The 10468-nt window shown below is 47.8% G+C and carries 11 protein-coding genes; 10 read left to right on the top strand and 1 reads right to left on the bottom strand.

The annotated features are described in order from the left end of the window. The first annotated feature begins 10 nt into the window (after positions 1 to 10). The 6 genes from metF (at position 11) to PP178_RS00395 (ending at position 5109) form a co-directional block, all read left to right on the top strand. Positions 11 to 964 (top strand): methylenetetrahydrofolate reductase [NAD(P)H], encoded by a 954-nt coding sequence (metF, locus tag PP178_RS00420; RefSeq protein ID WP_272592335.1) that lies wholly within the window; start codon positions 11 to 13, stop codon positions 962 to 964. Positions 965 to 1026: 62 nt separating this feature from the next. Next, positions 1027 to 2124 (top strand): acyloxyacyl hydrolase, encoded by a 1098-nt coding sequence (locus tag PP178_RS00415; protein WP_272592334.1) that lies wholly within the window; start codon positions 1027 to 1029, stop codon positions 2122 to 2124. Next, the gene (locus tag PP178_RS00410; protein WP_272592333.1) at positions 2121 to 2906 is read left to right on the top strand and encodes a head GIN domain-containing protein; all 786 of its coding nucleotides are present in this window, start codon (positions 2121 to 2123) and stop codon (positions 2904 to 2906) included. The genes PP178_RS00415 and PP178_RS00410 overlap by 4 nt, the downstream gene beginning before the upstream one ends. Before the next feature lie 56 nt (positions 2907 to 2962). Next, a complete protein-coding gene (locus PP178_RS00405) occupies positions 2963 to 3964 on the top strand; it encodes a serine hydrolase domain-containing protein (RefSeq protein ID WP_272592332.1) in 1002 nt (333 codons plus the stop codon). A gap of 39 nt (positions 3965 to 4003) precedes the next feature. Beyond that, positions 4004 to 4435 (top strand): SRPBCC family protein, encoded by a 432-nt coding sequence (locus tag PP178_RS00400; RefSeq protein ID WP_272592331.1) that lies wholly within the window; start codon positions 4004 to 4006, stop codon positions 4433 to 4435. A gap of 11 nt (positions 4436 to 4446) precedes the next feature. Beyond that, complete coding sequence (locus PP178_RS00395; RefSeq protein ID WP_272592330.1) at positions 4447 to 5109, top strand: VOC family protein; 663 nt, start codon at positions 4447 to 4449, stop codon at positions 5107 to 5109. Position 5110: 1 nt separating this feature from the next. Here PP178_RS00395 and gldA read toward each other — a convergent pair whose 3' ends face one another. Next, complete coding sequence (gene gldA / locus PP178_RS00390) at positions 5111 to 6007, bottom strand: gliding motility-associated ABC transporter ATP-binding subunit GldA (protein ID WP_272592329.1); 897 nt, start codon at positions 6005 to 6007, stop codon at positions 5111 to 5113. 398 nt (positions 6008 to 6405) lie between these two features. Here gldA and PP178_RS00385 point away from each other — a divergent pair, with 398 nt between their 5' ends. The 4 genes from PP178_RS00385 to PP178_RS00370 are packed head-to-tail and all read left to right on the top strand — an operon-like array spanning position 6406 to position 10419. Next, positions 6406 to 7233, top strand: a complete 828-nt coding sequence (locus PP178_RS00385; RefSeq protein ID WP_272592328.1) for a prephenate dehydratase — start codon at positions 6406 to 6408, stop codon at positions 7231 to 7233. Further along, positions 7230 to 8375 (top strand): pyridoxal phosphate-dependent aminotransferase, encoded by a 1146-nt coding sequence (locus PP178_RS00380; protein WP_272592327.1) that lies wholly within the window; start codon positions 7230 to 7232, stop codon positions 8373 to 8375. The genes PP178_RS00385 and PP178_RS00380 overlap by 4 nt, the downstream gene beginning before the upstream one ends. 13 nt (positions 8376 to 8388) lie before the next feature. Next, the gene (locus PP178_RS00375) at positions 8389 to 9252 is read left to right on the top strand and encodes a prephenate dehydrogenase (protein ID WP_272592326.1); all 864 of its coding nucleotides are present in this window, start codon (positions 8389 to 8391) and stop codon (positions 9250 to 9252) included. A 60-nt stretch (positions 9253 to 9312) separates the two neighbouring features. Next, positions 9313 to 10419, top strand: coding sequence for a bifunctional 3-deoxy-7-phosphoheptulonate synthase/chorismate mutase type II (locus PP178_RS00370; RefSeq protein WP_272592325.1), 1107 nt, complete (start codon positions 9313 to 9315; stop codon positions 10417 to 10419). Positions 10420 to 10468 lie beyond the last annotated feature (49 nt).

The following is a 10468-nucleotide window of genomic DNA, read 5'->3' as shown; positions in this document are numbered from 1 at the left end:
CAATTCCAAGATGAAAGTTACGGATCACATAGAAAAGTCTAATGGAGAAACCCTCTTCTCCTTTGAAATCATTCCCCCTGTAAAGGGGCACAACATACAGGAGCTTTATGATAATATAGATCCGTTAATGGAATTTAACCCACCCTTTATAGATGTGACCACCTCCCGGGAGGAGTATGTCTATATAGACAGGGACGGGCTGCTGGATAAAAAACTGACCCGGATGCGCCCGGGTACCGTTGGGATCTGTGCTTCCATAAAACACAAATACAATGTGGATACCATTCCCCATGTGTTGTGTGGCGGCTTCACCAAGGAAGAGACCGAATACCTCCTGATTGATTGCCACTACCTGGGCATACAAAACGTTATGGCATTACGGGGAGACGCGATGAAGGAGGAAAAGTACTTTGAACCTACCAGGGGAGGGCACGCCTATGCCTCCGAGTTGGTACAGCAGATACAAAAGCTCAATTGCGGGGAGTACTTGCACGAAGTGGTAGAGCGAGACCATTGCGCCGACTTCTGCATTGGGGTTGCAGGCTACCCTGAAAAACATATGGAGGCCCCTTCGCTTAAAACAGACTTGAGACGATTAAAGCAAAAGGTAGACGAAGGTGCACATTACGTGGTCACCCAGATGTTCTTTGATAATAAAAAGTATTTCGAATTTGTCCGGGCCGCCAGGGAGGAAGGGATCACAGTGCCTATCATCCCGGGGATAAAGCCGGTTGCCGTAAAACGCCACCTGCAACTGTTACCCCAGGTTTTCCGAATAGACCTGCCCCAGGACCTGGTCGATGCCGTAGAAGCCTGTAAGAATAACAAACAGGTCCGGCAAGTGGGGATCGAATGGGCCATTGCCCAGTCGCTCGAATTAAAAGAGGCCGGGGTACCCGTTTTGCATTATTATTCCATGGGTAAATCGGACAATATCAAAGCGATAGCAGAAGCCGTGTTTTAAACGCCTTTTCTATTTAAATCCTATGCGCAGCGAATCCCCTGTTTTTCCTACTTTTATGCCTCATGAAAAACCGCTTCCTCCTTGCTTTACTCTGCCAATGTTTGCTGTTAACTGCGCAGCAGAACGAGGCACCAGTTAGTTATACCCTCGGGGCAGACCTGTTCTATGGATCTATTTTACTTCATAACACGGATATCAGTCACCTTATCACCTCTCATCCTTCCGGTCTGATCCTGGCCCTTAACCGGGAAACTTTTGGAGATGAAGCCTGGGAAAGTGCGTTTAATTATCCGGATATTGGGTATTCTTTTATCTACCAGGATATGCAGAATACAGTGCTGGGGGAAAATTATGGGCTGTATGCGCATTATAACTTTTATTTGCTGAACAGAGCACTGCAGTTCCGGGTAGGGCAGGGGATAGCCTACAACACCAGTCCCTATGATAGGGAGGATAATTTCAGGAACAATGCATACGGGACTGCCTTTATGAGTTCTACATACTTAATGCTCAATTACCAGAAAAAAGGCCTGGTCGGTCCCCTGGGGGTGAAGGCCGGTTTGTCGCTGGTGCATTATTCCAATGCCAATGTAAAAGCGCCTAATACCTCTACCAATACCTTCGCTTTTAATGCCGGGCTGGTCTACGACATGGACCACGAGGGGGTAAGGGAGTTCAAAGTCACTCCCCCCGGGGAGCTAGACCGCAGTATGGCGTATAACCTGGGGTTTAGTACAGGGATAAACGAAAGTGATGTTATCGGGTCCGGGCAATTTCCCTTCTATATTTTTACAGCATCGGCAGAAAAAAGATTGGGGCGATTCAGTGCAGTTCATTTGGGAACAGACCTGTTCTTCTCTAACTTTCTTAAAAAACTGATTCGTTTCCAGTCGGTTTCCTTTCCTGAACTAGCAGTAGACCCGGATACGGATTACAAAAGGGTAGGTATCTTTGCCGGGCATGAACTCTATATCAACCGGATGAGTATCATCACCCAGTTGGGATATTATGTCTATTATCCATTCGATTTTGAAGGCAGGGTGTACAACCGGGTAGGATTAAAGCGATATTTTGGAGATCGTTATTATGCAACCCTTAGTTTAAAATCACATGCCGCCAAAGCAGAAGCTGTAGAACTGGGCTTTGGAATTAAGATATGAGGAGACTAAACCACATAGCACGTAAAGCAGCCGGTCATTTGCCGCTCATGTTCTTCTTTTTAACCCTACTGGGTTGTGATGGGGAAAACGCCCCGGATTGTTTCCAGGCCAGGGGAGACCTGGTCACTGAAGAGATAGCTGTTGGAGTGTTTGAGGAGATCACGGTTTTTGAAAATATCCGTCTTGTGGTCCGTCACGGCCCGGAATATAAAGTAGAACTGCAGACCGGGAGTAACCTGAGGCAGGAAGTGAGTGCCGAGGTCGTGGATGGAGTATTGGAACTGCGAGACGGGAACGATTGTAACTATTTCAGATCTTATGGTACCACGGTATTTACGGTTACTGCCCCGGATCTTAAGAGGATCAGGAGCAGTACCGGCTTCCCTGTTCAGAGTTACGGGGTACTGCCTTATGAATCCCTGACCCTCTTATCGGAGAGTTTTAACGATCCTGAGGCGGAGACTACCGATGGCTCATTTGAGCTGGAACTGGACGTGGGTAATCTCGCAATCGTCGCCAATGGAATTGCATTCTTTTCCCTGCAGGGGGAGGCCAATATTTTCAGTGTCACCATTGCCGCAGGAGATTCCAGGGTAGAAGCCAGTGAACTGATCACCTCCGAGGTGAAGATTAACCATCGCGGTAGTAACGACATCCTGGTTTTCCCGGTGGATACTTTATCCGGGACTTTACGTGGGACCGGGAACGTACTGGTTTACAACCGGCCGGGAACCGTTGATGTGGAACAGCTTTTTACCGGTAAACTGATCTATATGGATTAGTGAACACAAGCTTTTTAAATAGAATTAAGCCGGGGTATAACGACAATTGGAAACGGATGAAGACAGCAGCCCTATTTGATGGACTGGTTAAGAACGCTAAGGTGCCCGGACTGGCATTAAAGGTCCAGGTGAACGGGAAAGAGGTGCTTGAAAAAGGATTTGGCCTGGCCGATATAGCGACCGAGACCCCGGTTGATCCCGCGCAGACCGTTTTCAGGGTGGCGAGTATCTCAAAACCCATCGCAGCTACGGCATTGATGCAATTGGTCAGCGAAGGTAAAATAGGGTTGGATAATTCGCTCTATGACTACCTGCCTTACTATCCAGAAAAACAATATGATTTTACTATCCGGCAGCTCGCATCCCATACCGCCGGGATCAGAGCGTATAAGGGGAAAGAATATGCCCTGAATAAGCCAAACAATATCGAGCAGGGCTTAGCTGTTTTTAAAGATGATCCTTTGATCTTTGAACCGGGAAAAGGATACCAGTACAACAGTTTTGATTGGGCATTGCTTTCCCGGGTGATGGAGGTGGTAAGCGGGATGCCTTTCAGTGACTATGTAAAAGCACGGGTCCTGGATCCGCTGGGAATGCAGAACACCATCCCCGAGATCCCGGGCCACCTACCGCAATCAGCAGCGACATTTTATACCCGTAATTTTACCGGTTTCAGAAAAGCGGTGCCCGTGGATAACCGCTATAAACTGGCCGGGGGAGGTTACCTGAGCACTGCAGCCGATATAGCCCTGCTGGGGGAAGCGTATCGCTCAGGTTCTCTCTCGGATACGGCCCTTCAATCTGAATTCCTTAGTAGTATGTCTGTAAAAGGCAAACCCACCCATTACGGCCTGGGTTGGGAGGTAAGCCGGGACAAGGAGGGCAGGGCATTCTACGGGCATACCGGGAATAGCGTGGGCGCTTACAGCCTATTCAGGATATACCCGGAAGAAGGGGTAGTTCTTGTCATCCTGATCAATTGTACCAACCCCGGGGTGGAAGCACAATTAGAGGAAGGGATAAACGCAATCTTCAGGGATTTAAATCCCATGGCCTAGCCATATCTTTTGTATTTTTAATCAAATCCTTTTGAGCAAATGAAACCTATTGTCGTGAGTCAAACCCTGGAGGCACCTAAAGATAAAATATGGTCTGCCATAACCGATCGGGAAGAAATGGTGCAGTGGTACTTTGAGCAGATCCGGGAGTTTAGACCGGAAAAAGGCTTCTCTACAGCTTTTGACGTGGAATCCGGGGGAAGGGTGTTCAGGCACCAGTGGGAAGTGACCGAAGTTGTGCCGGGAGAGCGAATTACATATTCATGGGATTACCCGGATTACCCCGGGGAAGGTTTGGTAAGCTTTGAATTGGAAGAAAAAGAAGAAGGCACCCTGATCCGTGTCCTGAACTGGGGGATAGAGACCTTTCCCCAGGAGATCCCAGAATTCTCCAGGGAAAGCTGCAAAGCAGGCTGGGAACATTTTATACAGGGGAGACTCAGGGAATACGTGGAAGGCCGGCCGGCATAAACTAAGAGCAGATGAAGCTGAAAACAGTACAGCTGACGACAAACGATCTGGATGGTACCCTTGAATTTTACCGGGACCGTTTAGGGCTGGCAGTTTTGGAAAGGAAAGATGAAACGGTAAAATTCCGTGTAGGAAAAACCCTTCTACAATTTGAGATGACACCAAAACAGGACCCGGTCTACCATTTTGCTTTTGAGATCCCCCATAACCAGGCAGAAGAAGCTTTCAGCTGGATCAGTAAAAGAGCCGAAGTGATCCCGGTGCAGCCCGGGGCTCCCTTCGCTGAATTTACAAGCTGGGATGCGCGTTCTTTTTACTTCTATGATAACAATGGCAATATCCTGGAATGTATTGCAAGATTTGAGCAACCTACCCATTCGGATAAGCCTTTTAACGGCGACAGCCTGTTGTATCTCAGCGAGATTGGCTTGGTGACCACGGATGTTGCCCGCTTATATAAAGACATTCATAAGACTTCCGGGATTCCCTTGTTCAGCAAACAACGGCCATTTAAAAATTTCTGTGCGGCAGGGGAAGAGTCGGGCCTGTTGATTATCGTGGAGACGGGTAAGAACTGGTACCCCACCGAGGTGGCCGCACGATCTTTCAAAAGCCGGGTCAGTTTTGAGTTCGATGGCCAGGAAACCGTTCTCAACACCATGGATGAGGTATGATTTAAACCTGTGTCAATTCGGTGAATAAGCTCTCCAGGTTCTTATTCTTCCTGCTTAGCTGCAGGGTCTTCAGCCGATTGTCATGGGCAAAGTCAAAAACCGCCGGGCGCATGTCTTCCTGGGTACGGAAAACGATCTCGTATACAAAACCACCCGTATTCCTCACTTCCTTGGCATGAGGTAGCTTTTGCAGCAGTACTTCCTCTACCCGGTAATCAAATTCAACTTCTATGATCTGTTCTTCCTTATCCCTTAGGTCGGCCAGTTTTTTATCAGCTACCAATTTCCCTTTGTTCAGGACCAGGACACGGTCACAAACCGCTTCTACCTCCTTCATGATATGTGTGGATAACAATATGGTCTTTTCCTTCCCGATATCCCTGATCAGTTTACGGATCTCCTGCAGTTGGTTGGGGTCCAGTCCTGTCGTGGGTTCATCAAGCAGCAATACCTCCGGGTCGTGCAGTAAAGCAGCTGCCAGTCCAACCCTTTGCTTATAGCCCTTAGAGAGCTGGCTTATTTTTTTATGTGCTTCGGGAAGAAGCCCGGTTTGCTCCAGGACAACTTGTATCCTTTCTTTGGAAGCTCCGTATACTTCAGCATTGAATTGCAGGTATTCACGAACAAACATCTCCGGGTACAACGGGTTGTTTTCGGGCAAATACCCGATAGATCGCTGCACAGCTCTTTGGTCAGCGCGAACATCGTGCTGGTTGACGGAAGCCGTTCCGCTGTCGGCTTGCAGGTAGGTAGTCAGGATCTTCATCAGGGTCGATTTTCCTGCACCATTGGGTCCCAGGAAGCCAACTATCTCTCCTTTTGCAATTTCGAAACTCACAGCATCCAGGGCTTTCTGGGATCCATAAGATTTTTCTAGTTGGTGTACCGATAGTGACATATATACCTGTTTTCAGCAAAAATAGACAAAAGCGAGATGCCGGAAGTCTCTTTTTAAAATTGCATTCTTATTCCATTATTCTCAATAACACCGTACTTCTATAAAAGAATGTGCAATAATTGTAATGCTGAAACTTAATTTCAAAAAAAAATAAAGCAAAAGATGGTCATGTAAATTTAATAAGTACCTTAGTCTGAGATTACAACGAATATGACACGCACGTATTTCTGGAACCGTTTCTATTTTTACTTCTTTTACCAAAGAGGTACGGGACTGTTCTAGTATATGGTAAAACACTATATGATTAAGTCCCGATAAACATCGGGGCTTTTTTTTTACCATAACTCCAGGCAGGGAGGATAACAGCTTGGAGTTATTAAAGTAAACATGAAAGGCAAGTGGAAAAACGAATCGCGATACAGGGAATAAAAGGATCTAACCACCACCAGGTGGCCCGGCAGTATTTTGACAGCGATATAGAGCTGGTAGAATGTATGTCTTTTGATTCCCTGGTAGGCAGCCTGCTTAATGGCAGCGCGGACCAGGCCGTAATGGCAATTGAGAATTCGATTGCCGGCTCTATACTTCCCAATTATAACCTGGTGTACAGGCACCAGTTGCATATCATCGGGGAGCATTATCTGAACATTCATCATCACCTGATGGGGCTTAGCGGTCAGCGTTTGGATGAGATCAGGGAAGTGCATTCTCACCCTATGGCCCTATTACAATGTATGGACTTTCTCGGTGGGCAACCGCATTTAAAACTGGTAGAAGATGTGGATACCGCAGAAACGGCCAGGCGTATTCAGCAGGGGCAGTTAAAGGGAATAGCGGCTATAGCTCCCAAGATGGCTGCAGAATTGTATGGACTCTCTATTATAGAGGACGAGATACAGACCATAAAGAATAATGCCACTCGCTTTATTATCGTAAAGACAAAAAATAAGGAGTGGCCGGAGGAAGAGATCAATAAGGCTTCCCTGAGGTTTATAACGGATCACAAAAGAGGCAGTCTTGCCACCGTACTGAACGTGATGAGCGATTGCAGCCTGAACCTGACTAAAATACAATCGCTTCCTGTAATAGAATCGCCATGGAAGTATGCCTTTTTCGTGGATGTGACTTTCCAGGAGTACAAACATTTTGTCAAAGCCAAATCTTTATTAGCCATAATGTCCGAGGATTTCAGGGTGCTGGGAGAATATAAAAATGCAAAACCATGATTAGTACGGCAGATCGCCTACATACCGTAGAGGAATACTACTTCTCCAGGAAGCTGAGAGAGGTCAGGGAATTGATCAGTGAAGGGAAGCCCATCATCAATATGGGGATTGGCAGTCCTGACCTGGCACCGTCTGCAAAAGTGTTGCAAACGCTCACCACTGCAATGACAGAGCCGGGGGCACACCAGTACCAGAGCTACCAGGGGCTGCCGGAGTTACGGGAAGCCGTTGCGCGATTCTATGAAGAGAAATTTGGTGTGGAGGTAAATCCGGCTAACGAGATCCTGCCACTGATGGGATCCAAAGAAGGCATTATGCACATCAGCCTGGCCTTTCTCAACACAGGCGATGAGGTACTAATCCCTAATCCCGGTTACCCCACCTATAGTTCCGTGACCAGGTTGGTAGGAGCCGTTGCCCGAACCTATGAGCTGACCGAATCCGGCGGATGGTTCCCGGATCTACAGGCCTTGGAAAACCAAGACCTGCAAAAGGTGAAACTCATGTGGATCTCTTACCCGCATATGCCCACAGGTGCAATGGCGAGCAGGGAGCAATTTGAAGAGTTGGTGGCGTTTGCCAAAAGGAACCGGATCTTACTGGTGAACGATAATCCCTACAGCTTTGTACTGGGTAAAAATCCCCTGAGCCTGTTATCGATCAGTGGGGCAAAAGAGATATCACTGGAACTGAACTCTTTGAGCAAGACCTTTAATATGGCAGGTTGGAGAGTAGGAATGGTCCTGGGGAACGAGAAGCATATCAATGCGATTCTCAAGGTGAAGAGCAATATGGATTCCGGGATGTTCTACGGGATCCAGAAAGGGGCTATAGCTGCCCTGGATAGCGGAAAGAGTTGGTTTGAACATTTGGATGCCATCTATCAGAAAAGGAGACGCTTGTTATGTCAACTGGCCGATAAGCTGGGCTGTAGTTATGATCCGGATGCCGTGGGAATGTTCATCTGGGCGCGCTTACCTGAGGGTGCAGGAAGTTCTGAGGATTATATTGACAGGATATTGCTCGAAAAACATTTGTTTATCGCACCGGGAACCATATTCGGAAGCTGCGGAGAAGGGTATATACGTTTTTCTTTATGTGTTCCGGAGGAAAAGATCAAAGAGGCAATTGAAAGAATTTAGAGAAAAAGAAAGCATGAATATATTTATCATCGGAATAGGATTAATCGGAGGTTCTTATGCCAGGGATATCAGGGAGATAAGACCCGGCTGTCGTATCTTTGGGATAGACGCAGACCCCGATCACCTGCAGCAGGCCTTATCCATGGAACTGATCGATGAGGTGGCCACTTATGCTGACCTTAAAATGGCCGACCTTGTACTGGTCAGTATCCCTGTGGATGCCCTGGTCCGGGAATTGCCGGCCATCCTCGACGCTATCGGGGACCAGACCCTGGTGCTGGATGCGGGGTCGACAAAAAACCTGGTCTGCAGCGCGGTGGAAGATCATCCGAACAGGAGAAATTTCCTGGCATGCCATCCCATAGCAGGAACGGAATTCAGCGGGCCATCAGCAGCGATCTCCGGTCTTTACCAAGGGAAAACCAATATTATCTGCGAGGTAGAGAAGACAGCTTTTAAGCTGCAGGAACGCGCTCTGGACCTGTTCAGGGACCTGGGGATGCGGATCAGGTATATGAACCCGGACGCCCATGATAAGCATATCGCATATGTCTCCCATTTATCGCACATCAGTTCGTTTATGCTGGGAAAAACGGTCATAGAAAAAGAGAAGAATGAGCGTGATATTTTTGATATGGCCGGTAGTGGATTTGAGAGTACAGTGCGACTCGCAAAGAGCTCCCCGGCCATGTGGACACCGATATTCCGGCAGAACAAGGAGTATGTCCTGGAGATCCTCAACGAATATATTGCCAACCTCGAGGGGTTTAAAGCCCAGATGCTGGCAGACGACTTTGAAGGGATATACCGGGAAATGGATAACACGAATAAGATCAGGGAGATCCTGGATGGCATCCCCGTCAATAATGCCAAATAATGAGAATGCTCCTGTAGGAGATGTATATAAAAACGGAATTACAATTTAAAATCAGATGTAGTGGAAAATTCAAAAGAGTTAAGAACGTGGTTAGATGATATGGCATTGCCACATCCCCTTGTGATCGCAGGGCCATGCAGCGCGGAAACGGAAGAGCAGGTATTGCGCATTGCTCATGAACTCAAGGATACCGATGTTAATTATTACCGCGCAGGTATCTGGAAACCGCGTACACGCCCCGGGAATTTTGAAGGGGTAGGCGCCATTGGACTTAAGTGGCTGAAGAAGGTAAAGGAAGAGACCGGCTTAAAGACCGCGACCGAGGTGGCCAACAGGACTCATGTAGACCTTGCACTGGAGCACGATGTAGACCTGCTTTGGATCGGTGCCCGTTCTACGGTTAGTCCGTTCATCATACAGGAGATCGCCGATGCCTTAGAAGGCACAGATAAGATCGTCTTGGTGAAGAACCCGGTTAACCCGGACCTCTCTCTTTGGTTGGGTGCCGTTGAAAGACTGCACAAAGCGGGGATCAAAAAGCTGGGAGTGATCCACAGGGGCTTTTCTACTTACGAGAAGACCAAGTACCGGAACATCCCGGAGTGGCAGCTGGCAATTGAGTTGCAGACACGCTTCCCGGACCTGCCCCTGATCAACGACCCGTCTCATATTACGGGAAAAAGGGACATGATCTTTGACGTTTCCCAGACGGCGCTCGATCTTAATTTTGACGGGCTTATGATAGAGACCCATCACGATCCGGACAATGCCTGGAGCGATGCTGCACAACAAGTAACGCCACAGAAACTGGTACAGATCATGAAAGACCTGCGTATCCGTAAAGAGACCGATGAAGAAACTGAATACAAAAACAGCCTGAGTAATTGCCGTGCACAGATCGATATCCTGGACAACCAGCTGATCGAAACCCTGGGGAAACGGATGAAGGTTGCGGACCAGATCGGGGAACTGAAGAAACAACGAAATGTCGCTGTACTGCAGACCAACCGGTGGAATGCTATCTTGGGTAAAATGATCCTGGAAGGGGAAAGCAAAGGACTGAGCGAGGAATTTGTGCTGAAAATGTTCAAGGCGATTCACCAGGAATCGATTAACCACCAGGAGAAGATCGTAAACGCTGCCAAAGCAGAGGTGGTACAGAAATAAGGAAATGTCTGTACGCACTTAAGTTACCGGACCCTATTCTTCCCCGGGG

Source organism: Zeaxanthinibacter sp. PT1 (assembly GCF_028464225.1).
GTDB lineage: Bacteria > Bacteroidota > Bacteroidia > Flavobacteriales > Flavobacteriaceae > Zeaxanthinibacter.
This window is presented reverse-complemented; position numbering and strand designations above follow the sequence as displayed.

Excerpts from the sequence above, each read along its gene's own strand:
- metF (WP_272592335.1), top strand. The coding sequence starts at position 11 with ATGAAAGTTACGGATCACATAGAAAAGTCTAATGGAGAAACCCTCTTC.
- PP178_RS00415 (WP_272592334.1), top strand. The coding sequence starts at position 1,027 with ATGAAAAACCGCTTCCTCCTTGCTTTACTCTGCCAATGTTTGCTGTTA.
- PP178_RS00410 (WP_272592333.1), top strand. The coding sequence starts at position 2,121 with ATGAGGAGACTAAACCACATAGCACGTAAAGCAGCCGGTCATTTGCCG.
- PP178_RS00405 (WP_272592332.1), top strand. The coding sequence starts at position 2,963 with ATGAAGACAGCAGCCCTATTTGATGGACTGGTTAAGAACGCTAAGGTG.
- PP178_RS00400 (WP_272592331.1), top strand. The coding sequence starts at position 4,004 with ATGAAACCTATTGTCGTGAGTCAAACCCTGGAGGCACCTAAAGATAAA.
- PP178_RS00395 (WP_272592330.1), top strand. The coding sequence starts at position 4,447 with ATGAAGCTGAAAACAGTACAGCTGACGACAAACGATCTGGATGGTACC.
- gldA (WP_272592329.1), bottom strand. The coding sequence starts at position 6,007 with ATGTCACTATCGGTACACCAACTAGAAAAATCTTATGGATCCCAGAAA.
- PP178_RS00380 (WP_272592327.1), top strand. The coding sequence starts at position 7,230 with ATGATTAGTACGGCAGATCGCCTACATACCGTAGAGGAATACTACTTC.
- PP178_RS00375 (WP_272592326.1), top strand. The coding sequence starts at position 8,389 with ATGAATATATTTATCATCGGAATAGGATTAATCGGAGGTTCTTATGCC.